This is a genomic window from Vibrio sp. 10N.247.310.98 (assembly GCF_041467395.1).
Taxonomy (GTDB): Bacteria; Pseudomonadota; Gammaproteobacteria; order Enterobacterales; family Vibrionaceae; genus Vibrio; species Vibrio crassostreae_C.
This window is the reverse complement of the sequence record NZ_JBFSUL010000085.1, coordinates 1-15,077: the sequence shown is the minus strand read 5'-3', so window position 1 is coordinate 15,077 and position 15,077 is coordinate 1. Positions and strand designations below refer to the sequence as shown.

The window sequence follows — 15,077 nt, the reverse complement described above, 5'->3', positions numbered from 1 at the left end:
CCATATCACTTACTACCGTTTTTGTTTTTAGTTCCCGCTAATCCGCGATGAACCAGTTTAAAAGCATGGGCTCAATATTATTGCTCGAACTTAGCTTTTTCTCTCTTTTCTACTTCAGAAAGACGCTTCAACTTGATGCCTAACTCTTTGGCTCTAAAGCGAGTAAATAAGATATTGCCCGCGAAACCTAGAGTCGTCAGAAGCAGTTCTACAGCCGCTAATAAACGTTCACCATCGTCTACATACAAGATAGTTAATGCGTGTAGGAAATAGAGCATCAAGACGAAATTTGCCCATGCGTGCGTATAAGGTTTTCCTGCTAAAATGCCCGGTAATGGCAATAACAGCGGGATAGCCCAAGCAATCGCCAGTGTGACATTACTGAGATGAGGGTGCGGTGAAAGCGTCATCTGCCAAGCCACCACCCAGAATAAAAGCGACAAGTTGCCCGCTAAAGCAAGGTAGCGAAATAGCTTGGTTTTGGGAGACATAGCCTTCTCTGGCATATACATCATTGAGAAATTCCCTTCTGATTTATTGCGATGCGCGCTAGGCGTTTACCTAGGTTTTGCGCCAACTCAATCTCTTCTTTGCTAAGTGAAGCGCTCTCTCCAGTACTGCTTGCACCATAAGGCGTACCACCAGTTTGAGTGGTGTGCAGCGCCGGTTCTGAGTAGGGGATGCCCACGACTAACATGCCGTGATGAAGCAGGGGCAACATCATGCTTTGTTGTGTTGTCTCTTGACCACCATGCAATGATGAAGAAGAGGTAAATACACAACCTGGCTTATCGATGAGATCACCATTGATCCACATTGATGTCGTGCTATCCCAAAAGTGCTTCATTGGCCCGGCCATGTTACCAAACCAAACCGGACTGCCTAGCGCCAAACCATCACAAGATCGAAGTTCTTGTAACGAGGCAATAGGATCGGTTGGTTGATAACGCGAATCAGGCTGCTCTTCTACTGTGTACACGTCGTTCACCGTCCTTAGCATAGCTTCACAGTTTGGGATAGACTCAACCCCTCGTGCAATCTGCCTTGCTAGAGCTTGTGTGTTGCCGTGGCGACTGTAATAAAGAACAAGAATGTTAATGCTCATATTGGATTACAGAATCTCTAGCACTTGCTCTGGTGGACGACCAATTTTTGCTTTGTTGTTCGCGACAACGACTGGGCGCTCAAACAGTTTTGGATTGGTTGCCATCGCGGCGAAAAGATCTTCATCAGTAACTGAAGCATCGCCAAGGTTTGCTTCTTTGTAGTCCGCTTCTTTGGTGCGCATCATGTCGCGAACACTGTCAAAACCAAGCTGAGTGAACAGTACTTTCAGCTGTTCAACTGTTAACGGAGTCTCTAGGTATTTGATTACCTCTGGCTGTACGCCGTTTTCCTGAAGCACTTCTAGAGTTTGACGGCTCTTTGAGCAGCGTGGGTTATGATAAATCACGACAGACATGGTTCTTCCTCATTATTATTTTTGATTTAATTGTTTAGCTGAAGCCACCATAGGTGACTTCTTTTTTTTGTGTAACGTTGAGCTTTCTTTTTATACTGGCAACGAGCGTTACCAGTAAACACTCTATTGTAGCGACAAGAAGCGCTCTCGTTGAATCATTAGCTGATCAATTCGAGCGTCGTAGCGTGCTTGTTTTAGGCTTCCTAATTCTGCGATTTGGCTTGCTTGCGTGTAGTACTGAATCGCTTTGTTCCAGTTGGCTTGCAGTGCCAAAATTTCTGCACGAGCAGCCAGTTCTTCGTCGCTATTACCAAGGCTCGTATTTACTTTTGAAAGTAAGTGCCAGCCATTGGTGTCATTCGGGTTATCGTGCGTGTAACGCTGCAATACGCGAACCGCTTCTTGAAGATCTTCATTTTCAATCAGTGCGTTGGCGTAGTTAATGGTCAGAACCGGGTTGTTTGGTTGACGAACCAGTGCCGATTTAAGTTCTTTAATCGCAATCTCAGGCTGCTTCTTCTCGATGTGCAGATCCGAAATAGCATCTAGATAAAACAGGTTGGTTGGATCGCTGTTAATCAGCTTGTTCAGGATGGGCTCTGCTTTGTCTAATTTTTTAGAGTCTAGGTAAACCAGTGCTTGGCCATATTCTAATGACGGAACCAAAGCTTTAGGGGCTTTCTTTAGCTGACGCTCAAACCAATCAAGAGCAGCATCATTATTAATGCCAGCATAGCGCGCAACAATGCGGGCTCTTGCTAGGTGGTAGTCCAGAGAGGGAGCCAGTTTCAGTGGCGGGTAACTACGAGCACGAGCACGTGAATCGGTAATTCGGTCTTCTGGTAATGGGTGAGTCAGTAGCATTGGCGGTGGTGTGCTCGCATAGCGATATTCATCAGCTAAACGGCCAAAGAAACGTGGCATCGCATTCACATCAAACCCAGCTTTTGCTAGCGTGTTGATACCAAAGCGGTCGGCTTCTTTTTCATTACTACGGGTGTAGTTGATTTGGCTTTGCATATTACCCGCAGTCGTTGCCGTTAGGGCTGCAATGCCGGCTTCAGGAGCTGCAATTGCCAGTAATACAGAGGCTGCTAGCGCTGCAATGGTTGCTGGAGAGCGGCGCGCTTGGTCTTCCATACTACGCGCTAAGTGACGTTGGGTTACGTGCGCGATTTCGTGCGCTAATACAGAAGCTAATTCACTTTCAGATTGTGCATGCAGGAATAGACCTGAGTGCAAAGCAACATAACCACCAAAGAAAGCAAAGGCGTTGATGTTGCGGTCACGGATCATAAAGAACTGGAAAGGTGTCTTTACATCATTTGCGTTCGCGACCAGACGATGGCCAAGAGTATCAATATATAGATTTAGAACTGGGTCGTTTACGATAGGCTGGCTACTTCTGATGATGCGCATGTAGGCATCACCATAGATAAGCTCTTGGTCGATAGTGAGTGTGCCGCCAGCAGCGGTACCGATATCTGGTAGCTCCAAACTATTGGTATTCGCCATAGTTGGGGTGCTTAATGTAGCTGCGATGCATAAGCAAGCAATTGAGCGAGCGCGTTTAAACATATTAGTCAGTAATACTCCGTTTCTTCTGACAGTAAGACAAGTGCAATGGAAATTGGTTCTTTATCTGATTTAACCTTTGCCAAGTGCGTGCGCTATCATGAAGGAGGATGAATGAATGATGGCGCGTTTTCAAAAACAGATTACAATACGACCCTTATAATAAGCATCGAGCTCAAGAATGACACCTAATATTCTAGATTTACGCCAAGAGCGCTGTCCAATGGCGCTATTATTAGCCAAGCGTCACAGTGTAAAGTTAGAAGTAGGGCAGTCATTGTCAATTTATGTGTCTGATAACAGTTCGATGAAAGATATTGTTACTTATTTGTCTAAGCAAGCCTATGACGTCATCACTGAGGTTTGCTCTAATTACCATCATCTCCTCGTCACTAAAAAGGAATTGCAGTCAGATGCTTGAAATGGTCAATCGTTGGTATAAACGACGTTTCTCTGATCCCCATGCTGTCAGTTTGGTTGCCATCATTCTCTTCGGCTTTATTACGATCTACTTCTTTGGTCACCTAATTGCGCCACTCTTGGTTGCAATTGTGTTGGCTTATTTGCTTGAGTGGCCTGTTACCCAACTTCAAAGACTAGGTGTTCCAAGAACGCCTTCGGTGATGTTGGTGATCATGATGTTCTTTAGCGTGATGCTACTTGCGATCTTTGGCTTGGTACCAACCATTTGGCAACAAGTGGGCAATCTAATTAATGATATCCCAAGCATGTATGGCAGCTTGCAAAACTTCATTGCGACGATTCCTGAACGCTATCCAGAATTAGCTAACCTGCAGATCGTTGAGTCCATTATGTCTAACGCCAAGAACAAAGCGTTAGGTTTTGGTGAAAGTGTTGTCAAAGGTTCTCTTGCTTCTCTTGTGAGCTTAGCGACCTTAGCGGTTTACTTGATTCTTGTACCACTGCTTATTTTCTTCTTGTTAAAAGACAAAGAAGAGATGATCAGAATGGCGAGCGGTGTACTTCCTCGAAATCGTCGTTTAGCGACCAAAGTATGGGAAGAGATGAACCAGCAAATCTCGAACTACATTCGCGGTAAAGTCTTAGAGATTTTAATTGTTGGTGGTGTCAGCTACGTAACCTTTGCGATTCTGGATCTGCGTTATTCAGTCTTGTTGGCTGTCGCGGTTGGTTTCTCGGTACTGATCCCTTATATCGGTGCGGCAGCTGTGACTGTTCCGGTAGCGATCGTTGGTCTGTTCCAGTGGGGATTAGAGCCTCAGTTTTACTGGTTGCTTCTCGCTTACGGTATTATCCAAGCGCTAGATGGTAACGTGCTCGTTCCGGTTCTTTTCTCTGAAGCGGTGAACCTGCACCCAGTGGCTATTATTGTTGCCGTGTTAGTGTTTGGTGGGTTGTGGGGATTCTGGGGCGTGTTCTTTGCTATCCCGTTGGCAACGTTAGTTAAGGCGGTTTGGAATGCTTTACCGAGTCACGCATTAGACGATGACCCCGAACATCAAAAGTAATTGATCTTGTTATAGAAAAAGGCCGAACATCCATGATGTTCGGCCTTTTTGCTCTTAGCTTAATCATTAGCTTAATGAGTGTTGCTCTTGCCTTAGAGAGTGGTGAATCTAAGTCATTAACTCACTCAAATCGCCCTTAAGCTTCTTGATTGAAGTAATCTAGAACCACTTCGTGGTGAGTCTTAGTCTTGAACTTGTTGAAGACATGTTCAATCTGACCTTCTTCATCAATTAGGAAGCTAATACGGTGCAGACCGTCGTAGATTTTACCCATGAATTTTTTCTCGCCCCAAACGCCAAACTGTTCAGCAACGCTGTGGTCTTCATCAGATAGCAGGGTGAAGTTTAGAGATTTCTTCTCAACGAAGTTTGGTAGACGTTTTACTGGGTCAACACTCACACCTAGAACAACCACGTTTAGGTCATCAAGCTGTGTTTTGATATCACGCAGGCCTTCCGCTTGCACAATACAACCTGGAGTCATTGCTTTAGGGTAAAAATAGAAAAGTACTTTTTTACCTTTGAAGTCACCAAGAGATACGATATTGCCATCTTGATCTGGAAGAGAAAAAGCAGGTGCTGGAACACCAGCCGTTAGCGTATTCATGACATTTCCTTTTTAAAGACTGTTTTTGATAAAGTTGAGCGAGCCTTGGACTGATAGGCTCTGACACAGCGAATCGAATTCTTCTTGTAGCTGCATCAAGTTACATTCTGATTGCACAGAAGCGGTAATAGAGATATGGAATTGGTCGTTGTCGAGTTGAACCTTAGATTTATTGATGGTTCGTGCACTTAACGAATCGAGGCCGATGTTTCGGTCTGCGAAGAACTGGGTAAACTGCTCAGTAAGTCCGATTTTATCGTCTGACTCAACGAACACCTCTACTGTGTAAGAGTTCTCAATAACATCATGAGTTGAGGTTCGCTTCATAATCGTAATCAAGTCGTGCTCTTGTCCAAGCAAGGGCAAGGTGGTTTCAACGCGGGTAATGTTGTTTGCCTTTCCAGACAGCAGCATGATAAGCGTAAATTCTTCGCCAAACAGGGCGATACGGCTATCAATAATGTTACAGCCTGATTGGGTGACTAAATGAACCACTTGGTTGCATACACCTGGGCGATCAGTGCCCACAGCTGTGATTACTAGATGTTGAGTCATAAAATCACGTCTCTTTATATTCCATTGATTCATGCATGTTAGCACAGTTAGCTCGTGGAATAAGCGTGCGTGCGGGGCTTTTTATGTGTGCAACCAATGATAAGAATATCGAGCGCGTTAAAAAATGAGATAGAGCGATGAGAGCACAGCTTACTTGTTACTGACAAGTGATGTGCTATCCGCTAGATTGAGTGCAGGTTACCCAAATTCTAGGTAGAACACCGTTAGAAGTCGTTTTACCTCAAACATACGACAATATTTAATGCAGATGTTGCCGGTAAGCCACTTTAATGTCTTGTGTTTATTGATTGGCTTACAGTAACATGCAAAAAGAATAAATTAAGGGAGATAGACATGTTTTCAGGAAGTATCGTTGCGCTAGTTACGCCATTTAATACAGATGGTGAAGTGGATTTCGACAGCCTTAAAAAGTTAGTTGAGCACCATATTGCTGCAGGTAGTGATGGTCTGGTTGCGGTTGGCACAACAGGTGAGTCTTCAACACTCACTATTGAAGAGCATGTCAAAGTCGTCAACAAGATCGTTGAATTTGCTGATGGTCGTATTCCCGTTATCGCTGGTACAGGTGCAAATGCAACTCATGAATCTGTTCTATTCAGCCGTTTGTTGAATGGTTCTGGTATTGCTGGTTGCCTGAGCGTAACGCCTTACTACAACAAACCGACTCAAGAAGGTTTGTACCAACACTACAAAGCGATTGCTGAAGTCAGTGACGTTCCACAAATTCTATACAATGTTCCAGGTCGTACTGCGGTAGACTTGTTGCCAGAAACGGTTGCTCGTCTTGCTGAGATCGAAAACATCGTTGCACTGAAAGATGCGACGGGTGATCTCGACAGAATTGCAATTCACCGTGAACTTTGTGGCGAAGACTTTATCTTACTAAGTGGTGATGACTTAACAGGCCTAGAATTTGTTAAGCGTGGTGGCGATGGCGTGATCTCTGTAACGAACAATGTTGCAGCCGCTGATATGGCAACCATGTTCAAGCTAGCAAAAGAAGGTAAGTTTGAAGAAGCGGAAGCGATCAATGAGCGTTTGATGCCTCTACATAAGAATTTGTTCGTTGAGTCTAACCCTATTCCCGTAAAATGGGCGGTTCATAAAATGGGTCTGATTGCTGAAGGTGGCTTACGTCTACCGCTGACTGAACTGTCAGAGCCAGCTCAACCTGTTGTTGCTCAAGCAATGACTGAAGCGTGCATTTACTAAAACGTATGAAGTGATGCCGAAGCGAACCTTCGGCATTTAGGAGTATAAATGAAGTATTCTCACCAGCTAGTGATTGGGTCACTGGCTGTTTTCGTTCTTACAGCATGTTCTGGCAACCCGACTCAACGTCGCCAAGCCAAAGATGATTTCGAATACTTAGAAACACCTGAGTTTTCACAATGGCAATTGCCTGTAGATGCTCAGCCTCAGTTCTACCCAAATTTTGACATCCCAAGCGGTGAATTCAGTGGTGGTACTGGTCGTGAAGTGGATATTCGTCCACCGCAACAGGTTCTTGAACTGATCCCGGGTGCTCGTGCTGAGCGTCAAAACGGTGAAGTGACACTATGGCTTCTTCGCGCAGAAGAGGCAGACCGCGTGTGGCAAACGGCTGTAGATATGCTGGCTCAACGTGGTATTGGTATTCGTGAGCAATCAGAGAATGAGATTGAGACCGATTGGGTAACTTGGGTTTCTGAAGATGAAGACGTAGAGATTGGTAGTCGTTACTCTATCTCTCGCTTCCAAGCAAACAACCGTCATGGCTTCAAGATTAATCTGATTGATTGGCGTGAAGGTACTGAAGAGAAAACAGTAACGGCAACCAATAAAGAGCGTTACAACGCGTTCCTGACCAACCTAGTTATGGCTAAGTACGATGAAAACCTTCGTGCTGAAGCGGCGCTGAAAGCGCAAGAGTTGGTGAAGCGTATTCCAATTTCAATGGGTGCTGACCGTAGTGGTTTCCCTGTGATTATTGCTCGTACGCCATACAATGTATTCTGGCAGCGTCTGCCTAACTTGTTGCCTGAAATGGGCTTTGAGCTTGAAGAACGCAATCAATCTCAGGGTACGGTGAAGGCGAAGTACGCAGCACCAGATGATGAGTTCTGGGAAGAAATTGGCCTACAGCCTATCGACTTAGCGCCAGGCACTTACAACTTCCTATTTGGTGACCTTGGCAACCGTACGTCAATCAACGTAACGGATCCATCAGGTAAGCCAGTAGAAGAAGAGCTGCTTAAGTCTATGGTTCCGGTATTAGCGCATATTGCTGACCAAACCAAAGATGACAAAGAAGCGAAAGCTGAGTAGTCATTCAAGCCGTCACAAGCTGAGTTAAATCAGCCTTGTGATTAGCAAAAGCAAATAAAAAAGAGGACACACTGTGTCCTCTTTTTTATTGTATTCGTTGTCATCAGGCTACATTGGTCAATCAAAATTGGTCAATCAAGCTGATTAGCCAAAGCAAAAGGCTATGCGTCTTTATTGTCTTTGGATTCTTCTTTTTCAGCTTTCTCTTGGTTAAGTTTATCCGAGCGATTGAGCTTATCTAAATCTCGCTCAGTTTTACCACGCCCCGTCAGATCCATATTGGCTGTCTGTTTGAGCGCTGCGATGTTACCCACAACAACGCTAACTACGATGATGATGATAACCCAAGGGTTTGTAAGCCACTCCAACATAAGCGCTCCTAATGACTGATATTCGCTACGAAGCGTGCATAGATCTCGTCTAGCTGCTCCATAATAATCTCATACCCTAATACTGGCTTAGATTGGAGTTGCTTGCCAAGTAAAGTCGGAGATAACTGTGATAAACACGACTCCGATACTTTGCGATGGCTGATATGCCATGGTTCGATCGCCACACCACCCAAATCTTGGCTGTAAGGAAAGAAGAAACCAAATTGTGCAGCATGAACTGATAGCCATTGGTAAAACGATTGCTGGTGGCCTGTAAGGTATTCCCATGGTTCTAATTGCAGATGTATGCCTTCAGGTAAGTGGTTACGAGCAAAGACATCGAAGTCACAACCCCAATGATGACGACTCGCGCCGGGAAGCGCAGACCATCTCAGGATAGCCGATAGCTTTTGTTGTTCGGTTAGTTTTGAAGCATCAAGAGGTTGGCTTTCTGAATCTAATATCGGAGCTTCGCCAGAAAACTTACGGTTCCAAATCAGAGATTGCCTTTCATAGTCGCGAAAGCCACTGGCAATCTCCATTTTAAAACCAGCGAGCTGAGCAGCTTCAATCAAATTATTCAGGTCATTCTTAACCTCACTGTGGACCAAGAAGGTCTTGGTGCCGATCAGGCTAGGCTCTAGATGAGAATCTGATTGTCCGGTAAGCTGCTCTGGTGTCATAACGAGTCTCTCAATAATTGGATGCTATGAATCGCTGATGAAAGACTATTTAGCGAATAGGTTCACTAATGTTCTTTCGTACATGTCAGTTAGCTTTTCTAAATCGGCTACCTTCACGCATTCGTTAACCTTGTGAATCGTTGCATTCACAGGGCCTAGTTCAACCACTTGTCCGCTCATACGTGCAATAAAGCGACCATCAGATGTACCGCCAGTCGTTAGCAGTGCTGGTTTCACATCATTGACGTGACCCACTGCATCAACAATAGCATCAAGCAGTGAACCTGCGTCTGTTAAGAACGGGTCGCCATTGAATGTCCATCTTAGGTCGTATTCGAAATCATACTTGTCGAGTGTCGTTGTGATGCGCTCAACGATGATGTCGTTGCTTAACTCTGTACTAAAGCGTAGGTTAAACTGAACATTAAACTCACCAGGGATCACGTTTGAAGCACCAGTACCCGCACTCACATTTGGAATTTGGAAACTGGTTGGCGGGAAGTAATCATTACCTTTATCCCACTCAGTTGTTGCTAGCTCATTAATAGCAAGCAGAGAGCTGTGTACTGGGTTGTTTGCTAGGTGAGGGTAGGCAACATGACCTTGTGTGCCTTTAATCGTTAGGTCGCCAGTGATAGAGCCACGACGGCCGTTCTTCACGACATCACCCACGAACTCAGTGCTCGATGGTTCACCAACGATACACATATCGATGTTTTCACCGCGCGCCATTAATGCTTCAACAACACGTACAGTACCGTTGATGAAAGGACCTTCCTCATCTGAAGTGATCAGGAAACCAATTGAGCCTGTGTGGTCTGGGTGTTTGGCAATGAACTGCTCGACGGCAACAATCATTGAAGCCAGAGAGCCTTTCATATCAGCAGCGCCACGGCCATGTAGGAAACCGTCTACGATAGTCGGTTCGAATGGCTTAGTGTTCCACTGTTCGATTGGGCCTGCAGGTACCACATCAGTGTGACCAGCAAAAGCAAACAGAGGCGCTTCAGTACCACGACGAGCCCAGAAGTTGGTCGTATCTTCAAATACCATCACTTCGATTTCAAAACCGAGTGCTTTTAAGCGTTCAATCATCAGGTCTTGGCAGCCTGCATCTTCTGGTGTTACCGATTGACGGCTGATTAGGTCTTTTGCCAGAGCCAAAGTTGGGCTATCTGTCATCCTTGAATTCCTTGTTTAAATAAAACGTCTAGTCATTAATTTTTAGGCGCTGATTCACTGATCAACGTCCTGTTGTCTGTCTATGTAAATACAACGATCTAAGCAAAAATAGCCGCGTATTGGTCGGCTTTAAATCCGATGTGAAGCTTCCCCTCAACTTTTAAGATTGGGCGCTTGATCATTGCAGGTTGTTCAACAAGCAAAGTCACCGCTTTTTCTTCTGTTAGGGTGTCTTTCTGTTCTTGAGAAAGTTGGCGATAAGTCGTACCACGTTTGTTTAGCACAAGCTCCCAACCTAGCTCAGAGCAGAAGCTTGTTACTAGCTCTTCTGTGATGCCTTGTTTGCGATAATCGTGAAATTCGAACTCGATACCTTCAGCTTCGAGCCATTTCTTTGCTTTTTTAATGGTGTCGCAATTTGGGATACCAAACATGGTGATAGTCATTATTCTTCCTTTGAGTGATTTTATTTCATTGTTATGAGTTGAATCCTATCAGGAAGCAGCAACTCAGACAAAATAGAGTGATGAATATTTCATAGAGTGAAAAAAAAGCGTAAGAAAATGTCACTATTGGAGACTTATTGATCAGCCTCAACATGTTGTCAGCGAAAAAAGAAATAATTGAGCTGCACATATATAGGAGGTGTCAATGGAGTTGAGTCCTGTTTTTGCAAGGCGGCTATATTTAGCATTGTTAGTGGAAAGCCTTGATAGGCCAAATGTGCCTAAACTCATCGAAAAAACGGGGTGGCCTCGTCGTACTATTCAAGATGTACTCAAGGCGTTACCGGGGATCGGTATCGAACTTATGTTTGTTCAAGATGGGCGACGTCATAATGATGGCTATTACCAGTTATCCGACTGGGGGCCATTTGACAGTCAATGGGTTATCCAGCGTAAAGGCGATATAGCAACAAGCCTTGGATTTAGTGCATAAGCCAGCGAAAGCTGGCTTTCTTTTTTTAGAATAGAAATAGTAGGGAGCATCTCGCTAATATGAGTTGTGAGCTACCCCATTACGTTTCTATTTACTTACACAGATAGGCAGTTCCCAGCATAGTCACGGATGTGGAAAAATCTTGGGGAAGTGTGAATATCACGGTATCTGCGCCTAGCTCAATCGTATTCGACTTGAGTTGATTCATGGCGCCTTGAATCAATGTGTCATTTGGGTAAAACAGGTAGTTGTACCAATGGCCTTCGCTGCCTGTGACTTCCCCTTTATACTGACATTTATCGATATTAATCACGCCATGGTAATCCATTTGCACGTTGGCAGCTTCGCTATGAGGCGTTGATGTCGGTGTCGTGCAACCGAGTAACACGCTACTCATAGCCAAAGCGACTAATTCCTTTTTCATACGTTTACCCTGCTATTGCATCAAATAAATCGCGAAGCCTACCCAGCTTGCGAACAGTAGTAACCACGGCAGTTTAGTGGCGTGATTTGATGGTGTTTCAACACTTGTTTCGATCGTGTCTTCTTGGTGTTGATTAGCTTGTTGAGTCTGTTTTTCTTTCTGTACGCGCTTCTTCGCTTTATCGGCTTGGCGGCTGCGTTCTTTTTGCTGTTTCTTGTACAGTGCGATGCCTTTCTCGATACCCTGAGCAATCAGTTTAGTTTGTTCTTTGGTTTGAGCTGGCTTTTGAGTCGCTTTGGCTATCTTCAGTGCTTCCTGTTGAGATTCAACAGAGGGCGTATTAGTTTTGTTTTTCATACTGAGTTCGACAATTAAAACGGATTGGCTACTAAGATAACGCAAAGCTAGTTAAGTATGAATGATTTGCGTTAAAGTGTTGGTTTGAAAATAAGTGAAAGTGAGATTTGTGCGGTACTCCATAGAACAATACGACAAGCACGGCTTTTTGAAAGCTCCAATCTTGCTCTGGCTAGGTTGGTTGTTTCTTGCGAAAGCCTTGGTCGTTTTCATTGTTGCAGGCGCAAGCCGAGAATCGGGAACCGATATTCTTGAGATAATCTACCCAGACCATCAGATGTTTTATGTCGGGATCGCGTTGAGTGTGCCTAGTTTGCTGCTGATGTGGTTATTTGGGCTAAGATCGCCAGATAGAAAGCGCCTTAACAAAGTCGTGTCATGGGGACGTTGGGTTACCATGATGGCTATCTTGGCACAGGGCTCCCATACGATTTATTTAATCTATTTGGATAACGGATGGTTCCGTTGGTCAAATGGCATCACCCTATTGTTGCTGCTGTGGTTAGCGCTTTATCTAACCAATAGCCATGCTGCAAGGGATTGCTTTAAAGTGGTTGAGCTCGAAGACTGATTCTCATCAAAACATTTGTCCCATTCACAATTATACTTAGAAGCTAAAACTGGAAGGAATAATCTATGCTTAATGTTTCAAATGAGCAGCCTAACGTTCAAAGTGCTATTTTGCCTGAAGCTGGGCCTTTCGCGCTTTACGTTCAACTTAAAGTGAACGCTAATACTGCTAATGTACTAGCAGAAATTCAAAAGCTTCCGACTCTAATCGACGAACTAAACCAAACTCAGCCTGATGCGAACTTAACGGCATCGGTTGCGTTCTCAAAAGCTTTTTGGGATAGGTTCGAGCAAGCAGCGCCCGCTGATTTGATCGACTTCCCTGTGCTGGGTGAAGGTGATATCACAGCACCGAGCACACTGTCTGACGTTCTGATTCACTGTCATTCAAACCGACATGATCTGCACTTCTTTATCTTGCGTAAATTGCTATCTGAAGTAGCAGCTGATGTTGAAGTGGTTGATGAAACTTATGGTTATCGCTTCCTAGACTCTCGTGACATGACAGACTTTGTTGATGGCACTGAAAACCCGAAAGACGCACAACGTGCTGAAGTCGCTATTGTGCCTGAGGGTGAATTCGCTGGTGGTAGTTATGTAATGGTGCAGCGTTTTGTGCATAACCTGCCAGCTTGGAATCGTTTGAATGTATCGGCACAAGAGAAAGTGATTGGCCGAACTAAACCTGATTCAATTGAGTTAGATGATGTTCCTGCGGCGTCTCACGTTGGCCGTGTGGATATCAAAGAAGAAGGCAAGGGGCTTAAGATTGTTCGCCACAGTCTACCTTACGGTACTGCTACGGGCGACCACGGCTTATTGTTCATTGCTTACTGTAACGTTCGTCATAACTTCGATGCGATGTTAGAGAGCATGTACGGCGTAACTGATGGCAAAACAGACCAACTGCTTCGCTTTACTAAAGCGGTGACTGGCGCGTATTACTTTGCTCCTTCAACTGAGATGTTGAGTGCATTAACGATTAAGTAAATCACCTCATCTGCAGCAAAGAAAGGGAGCCTCAGGGCTCCTTTTTTATTAAAGCTTTATATGAACTGGTCGATATAAGAGCAATCGTGAGTTTTATTCATCTTTTTGTAAGCGAAGGTCTATGGCTATAACTGTCAATACGAATGTCTCGGCGTTAGTGGCTCAGAGAAACCTCTCTAACGCTAATAACATGCTGAACCAATCTTTGGAGCGCTTAGCTTCAGGGAGCCGTATTAATAGTGCAAAAGACGATGCGGCTGGCTTACAGATCTCAAATCGATTAGAAGCACAGATGAGTGGCATTGATGTTGCTGTTCGAAATGCTAACGACGGTATCTCCATTATGCAGACTGCAGAAGGGGCGATGAATGAAACCACTAATATCATGCAGCGCATGCGAGACTTATCCCTACAAGCGAGTAACGGCTCGAATAGTTCATCGGAACGAATCGCTATTCAAGAAGAAGTCACCGCGTTAAATGACGAGCTGAATCGAATTGCCGAAACCACTTCATTCGGTGGTAAAAAACTCCTTAACGGCAGTTTTGGGCACACCTCGTTTCAAATCGGCGGCAGTTCGGGCGAAGCTGTGCAGATTGGTTTGAAAAGCATGCGTACTGATGACATCAACATGGGCGGCTTTAGCTACGTTGCTAATGGCATGGCCAGTGATTCATGGGAAGTGAAATCAAACCAGAATGATATGACGATGTCGTTTACCGATCGTTTTGGTCAGCCACAAGAGATCACCATCAACGCGAAAGCGGGCGATGATATCGAAGAGTTGGCGACTTACATTAATGGTCAAACGGATCTCTTATCGGCTTCTGTTAATGATGACGGACAACTTCAGATTTATATGTCAGGTGAAGATACCGCGGGTACCATCTCTTTTTCAGGTTCATTAGCCAGTGAGCTTTCGATGTCAGCGGGCTATTACGAGTCAGTTAATGACATCAATGTAACGGATGTGGGTGGTGCTCAGCGCGCCGTCTCTATTTTGGATACGGCGATGAAGTATGTCGATAGCCATCGCTCTGAATTAGGGGCAATGCAAAACCGCTTTGATCATGCCATTAACAATCTTGAAAACGTTCATGAGAATTTGGCGACATCAAACAGTCGAATCAAAGATACCGACTACGCCAAAGAAACCACTCAAATGCTCAAGCAACAAATACTGCAGCAAGTGAGCACAACGATACTCGCTCAAGCCAAGCAAGCGCCGAATCTAGCTTTAACGTTATTAGGTTAATGAATTACCTACAATCTTATAAAAGCATTTCAGCTTGGCCGGTGCTTTTTGGCGAATAAAAATACAATTTCTCACTCGACTGACTTCCCGGCAACTTTAGCGATTTTCTCATCTTTTTTCGATAATTTTACGACCAGTCACGCTTTCTTCTGTTTTACCGCTATTTCTTTAAATTTGTTGTTTTTTTCCTAAAGGTTTCGCCAATCACGCCGTTATTAAAAGTAACTTAGAGATAACTACTTGGTTTTCCGAGACGTCGGAAACCGCTATACCGGAAAATCAATTGGAG

Annotated in this window: 20 protein-coding genes; 8 read left to right on the top strand and 12 right to left on the bottom strand. The window is 44.5% G+C overall.

Annotated features, from left to right (window positions below; genetic code table 11):
• Positions 1 to 77 precede the first annotated feature (77 nt).
• The 4 genes from AB6E78_RS21715 to AB6E78_RS21700 form a co-directional block, all read right to left on the bottom strand.
• Positions 78 to 515 (bottom strand): DUF2069 domain-containing protein, encoded by a 438-nt coding sequence (locus AB6E78_RS21715; protein WP_017060713.1) that lies wholly within the window; start codon positions 513 to 515, stop codon positions 78 to 80.
• Entirely contained in the window at positions 512 to 1,105 is a 594-nt protein-coding gene (gene wrbA / locus AB6E78_RS21710; RefSeq protein ID WP_017060712.1) for an NAD(P)H:quinone oxidoreductase, read from the bottom strand. The genes AB6E78_RS21715 and wrbA overlap by 4 nt, the downstream gene beginning before the upstream one ends.
• A 6-nt stretch (positions 1,106 to 1,111) precedes the next feature.
• Positions 1,112 to 1,462: an arsenate reductase (glutaredoxin) gene (gene arsC, locus AB6E78_RS21705; RefSeq protein WP_017060711.1), complete on the bottom strand. Its 351-nt coding sequence runs from the start codon at positions 1,460 to 1,462 to the stop codon at positions 1,112 to 1,114.
• A gap of 123 nt (positions 1,463 to 1,585) precedes the next feature.
• Positions 1,586 to 3,040, bottom strand: a complete 1,455-nt coding sequence (locus AB6E78_RS21700) for a M48 family metallopeptidase (RefSeq protein ID WP_017060710.1) — start codon at positions 3,038 to 3,040, stop codon at positions 1,586 to 1,588.
• Positions 3,041 to 3,218: 178 nt separating this feature from the next.
• Here AB6E78_RS21700 and AB6E78_RS21695 point away from each other — a divergent pair, with 178 nt between their 5' ends.
• Both AB6E78_RS21695 and AB6E78_RS21690 read left to right on the top strand, forming a co-directional pair.
• Positions 3,219 to 3,458 carry a sulfurtransferase TusA family protein gene (locus AB6E78_RS21695; protein WP_017060709.1) on the top strand — a complete coding sequence of 80 codons (240 nt, stop codon included), beginning with the start codon at positions 3,219 to 3,221 and terminating at the stop codon, positions 3,456 to 3,458.
• The gene (locus tag AB6E78_RS21690; protein WP_017063383.1) at positions 3,451 to 4,527 is read left to right on the top strand and encodes an AI-2E family transporter; all 1,077 of its coding nucleotides are present in this window, start codon (positions 3,451 to 3,453) and stop codon (positions 4,525 to 4,527) included. Before AB6E78_RS21695 ends, AB6E78_RS21690 begins: the two co-directional genes overlap by 8 nt.
• A gap of 136 nt (positions 4,528 to 4,663) precedes the next feature.
• Here the strand turns inward: AB6E78_RS21690 and bcp are convergent, their stop codons facing one another.
• A complete protein-coding gene (gene bcp / locus AB6E78_RS21685) occupies positions 4,664 to 5,134 on the bottom strand; it encodes a thioredoxin-dependent thiol peroxidase (RefSeq protein WP_017060706.1) in 471 nt (156 codons plus the stop codon).
• Positions 5,135 to 5,146: 12 nt separating this feature from the next.
• Positions 5,147 to 5,689, bottom strand: coding sequence for a glycine cleavage system protein R (locus tag AB6E78_RS21680; RefSeq protein WP_017060705.1), 543 nt, complete (start codon positions 5,687 to 5,689; stop codon positions 5,147 to 5,149).
• A 354-nt stretch (positions 5,690 to 6,043) separates the two neighbouring features.
• On the opposite strand from AB6E78_RS21680, the gene dapA reads away from it, so the two are divergent.
• The gene (gene dapA / locus AB6E78_RS21675; RefSeq protein WP_017060704.1) at positions 6,044 to 6,922 is read left to right on the top strand and encodes a 4-hydroxy-tetrahydrodipicolinate synthase; all 879 of its coding nucleotides are present in this window, start codon (positions 6,044 to 6,046) and stop codon (positions 6,920 to 6,922) included.
• A 48-nt stretch (positions 6,923 to 6,970) separates the two neighbouring features.
• A complete protein-coding gene (gene bamC, locus AB6E78_RS21670) occupies positions 6,971 to 8,017 on the top strand; it encodes an outer membrane protein assembly factor BamC (RefSeq protein ID WP_372112389.1) in 1,047 nt (348 codons plus the stop codon).
• Positions 8,018 to 8,178: 161 nt separating this feature from the next.
• On the opposite strand, the gene AB6E78_RS21665 is transcribed toward bamC, so the two are convergent.
• The 4 genes from AB6E78_RS21665 to AB6E78_RS21650 form a co-directional block, all read right to left on the bottom strand.
• Positions 8,179 to 8,388 carry a DUF2897 family protein gene (locus tag AB6E78_RS21665; protein ID WP_017060702.1) on the bottom strand — a complete coding sequence of 70 codons (210 nt, stop codon included), beginning with the start codon at positions 8,386 to 8,388 and terminating at the stop codon, positions 8,179 to 8,181.
• An 8-nt stretch (positions 8,389 to 8,396) separates the two neighbouring features.
• The gene (locus AB6E78_RS21660; protein WP_017063385.1) at positions 8,397 to 9,071 is read right to left on the bottom strand and encodes a M15 family metallopeptidase; all 675 of its coding nucleotides are present in this window, start codon (positions 9,069 to 9,071) and stop codon (positions 8,397 to 8,399) included.
• Between the two features lie 45 nt (positions 9,072 to 9,116).
• Positions 9,117 to 10,253: a succinyl-diaminopimelate desuccinylase gene (dapE, locus tag AB6E78_RS21655; RefSeq protein ID WP_372112387.1), complete on the bottom strand. Its 1,137-nt coding sequence runs from the start codon at positions 10,251 to 10,253 to the stop codon at positions 9,117 to 9,119.
• A 98-nt stretch (positions 10,254 to 10,351) separates the two neighbouring features.
• Positions 10,352 to 10,699: an ArsC family reductase gene (locus tag AB6E78_RS21650; protein ID WP_017060699.1), complete on the bottom strand. Its 348-nt coding sequence runs from the start codon at positions 10,697 to 10,699 to the stop codon at positions 10,352 to 10,354.
• Positions 10,700 to 10,904: 205 nt separating this feature from the next.
• Here AB6E78_RS21650 and AB6E78_RS21645 point away from each other — a divergent pair, with 205 nt between their 5' ends.
• Complete coding sequence (locus tag AB6E78_RS21645) at positions 10,905 to 11,192, top strand: helix-turn-helix domain-containing protein (protein ID WP_004734273.1); 288 nt, start codon at positions 10,905 to 10,907, stop codon at positions 11,190 to 11,192.
• A gap of 91 nt (positions 11,193 to 11,283) precedes the next feature.
• On the opposite strand, the gene AB6E78_RS21640 is transcribed toward AB6E78_RS21645, so the two are convergent.
• Both AB6E78_RS21640 and AB6E78_RS21635 read right to left on the bottom strand, forming a co-directional pair.
• Positions 11,284 to 11,616 (bottom strand): DUF4156 domain-containing protein, encoded by a 333-nt coding sequence (locus AB6E78_RS21640; protein WP_372074693.1) that lies wholly within the window; start codon positions 11,614 to 11,616, stop codon positions 11,284 to 11,286.
• A 12-nt stretch (positions 11,617 to 11,628) separates the two neighbouring features.
• Positions 11,629 to 11,973: a DUF2956 domain-containing protein gene (locus tag AB6E78_RS21635; RefSeq protein WP_017060697.1), complete on the bottom strand. Its 345-nt coding sequence runs from the start codon at positions 11,971 to 11,973 to the stop codon at positions 11,629 to 11,631.
• A 109-nt stretch (positions 11,974 to 12,082) separates the two neighbouring features.
• Between AB6E78_RS21635 and AB6E78_RS21630 the strand changes: the two genes are divergently transcribed.
• The 3 genes from AB6E78_RS21630 to AB6E78_RS21620 all read left to right on the top strand — a co-directional run bounded on the left by AB6E78_RS21630 (position 12,083) and on the right by AB6E78_RS21620 (position 14,788).
• Positions 12,083 to 12,544 carry a DUF2919 domain-containing protein gene (locus tag AB6E78_RS21630; RefSeq protein WP_017060696.1) on the top strand — a complete coding sequence of 154 codons (462 nt, stop codon included), beginning with the start codon at positions 12,083 to 12,085 and terminating at the stop codon, positions 12,542 to 12,544.
• A gap of 65 nt (positions 12,545 to 12,609) precedes the next feature.
• A complete protein-coding gene (locus AB6E78_RS21625) occupies positions 12,610 to 13,533 on the top strand; it encodes a Dyp-type peroxidase (protein WP_137001211.1) in 924 nt (307 codons plus the stop codon).
• 121 nt (positions 13,534 to 13,654) lie between these two features.
• Positions 13,655 to 14,788, top strand: a complete 1,134-nt coding sequence (locus AB6E78_RS21620) for a flagellin (protein ID WP_017063389.1) — start codon at positions 13,655 to 13,657, stop codon at positions 14,786 to 14,788.
• Positions 14,789 to 15,077: the final 289 nt, after the last annotated feature.

Bases quoted from the DNA above. Each gene is read 5' to 3' on its own strand.
- AB6E78_RS21715 (WP_017060713.1), bottom strand. From the start codon at position 515: ATGATGTATATGCCAGAGAAGGCTATGTCTCCCAAAACCAAGCTATTT.
- wrbA (WP_017060712.1), bottom strand. From the start codon at position 1,105: ATGAGCATTAACATTCTTGTTCTTTATTACAGTCGCCACGGCAACACA.
- arsC (WP_017060711.1), bottom strand. From the start codon at position 1,462: ATGTCTGTCGTGATTTATCATAACCCACGCTGCTCAAAGAGCCGTCAA.
- AB6E78_RS21700 (WP_017060710.1), bottom strand. From the start codon at position 3,040: ATGTTTAAACGCGCTCGCTCAATTGCTTGCTTATGCATCGCAGCTACA.
- AB6E78_RS21695 (WP_017060709.1), top strand. From the start codon at position 3,219: ATGACACCTAATATTCTAGATTTACGCCAAGAGCGCTGTCCAATGGCG.
- AB6E78_RS21690 (WP_017063383.1), top strand. From the start codon at position 3,451: ATGCTTGAAATGGTCAATCGTTGGTATAAACGACGTTTCTCTGATCCC.
- bcp (WP_017060706.1), bottom strand. From the start codon at position 5,134: ATGAATACGCTAACGGCTGGTGTTCCAGCACCTGCTTTTTCTCTTCCA.
- AB6E78_RS21680 (WP_017060705.1), bottom strand. From the start codon at position 5,689: ATGACTCAACATCTAGTAATCACAGCTGTGGGCACTGATCGCCCAGGT.
- dapA (WP_017060704.1), top strand. From the start codon at position 6,044: ATGTTTTCAGGAAGTATCGTTGCGCTAGTTACGCCATTTAATACAGAT.
- bamC (WP_372112389.1), top strand. From the start codon at position 6,971: ATGAAGTATTCTCACCAGCTAGTGATTGGGTCACTGGCTGTTTTCGTT.
- AB6E78_RS21665 (WP_017060702.1), bottom strand. From the start codon at position 8,388: ATGTTGGAGTGGCTTACAAACCCTTGGGTTATCATCATCATCGTAGTT.
- AB6E78_RS21660 (WP_017063385.1), bottom strand. From the start codon at position 9,071: ATGACACCAGAGCAGCTTACCGGACAATCAGATTCTCATCTAGAGCCT.
- dapE (WP_372112387.1), bottom strand. From the start codon at position 10,253: ATGACAGATAGCCCAACTTTGGCTCTGGCAAAAGACCTAATCAGCCGT.
- AB6E78_RS21650 (WP_017060699.1), bottom strand. From the start codon at position 10,699: ATGACTATCACCATGTTTGGTATCCCAAATTGCGACACCATTAAAAAA.
- AB6E78_RS21645 (WP_004734273.1), top strand. From the start codon at position 10,905: ATGGAGTTGAGTCCTGTTTTTGCAAGGCGGCTATATTTAGCATTGTTA.
- AB6E78_RS21640 (WP_372074693.1), bottom strand. From the start codon at position 11,616: ATGAAAAAGGAATTAGTCGCTTTGGCTATGAGTAGCGTGTTACTCGGT.
- AB6E78_RS21635 (WP_017060697.1), bottom strand. From the start codon at position 11,973: ATGAAAAACAAAACTAATACGCCCTCTGTTGAATCTCAACAGGAAGCA.
- AB6E78_RS21625 (WP_137001211.1), top strand. From the start codon at position 12,610: ATGCTTAATGTTTCAAATGAGCAGCCTAACGTTCAAAGTGCTATTTTG.
- AB6E78_RS21620 (WP_017063389.1), top strand. From the start codon at position 13,655: ATGGCTATAACTGTCAATACGAATGTCTCGGCGTTAGTGGCTCAGAGA.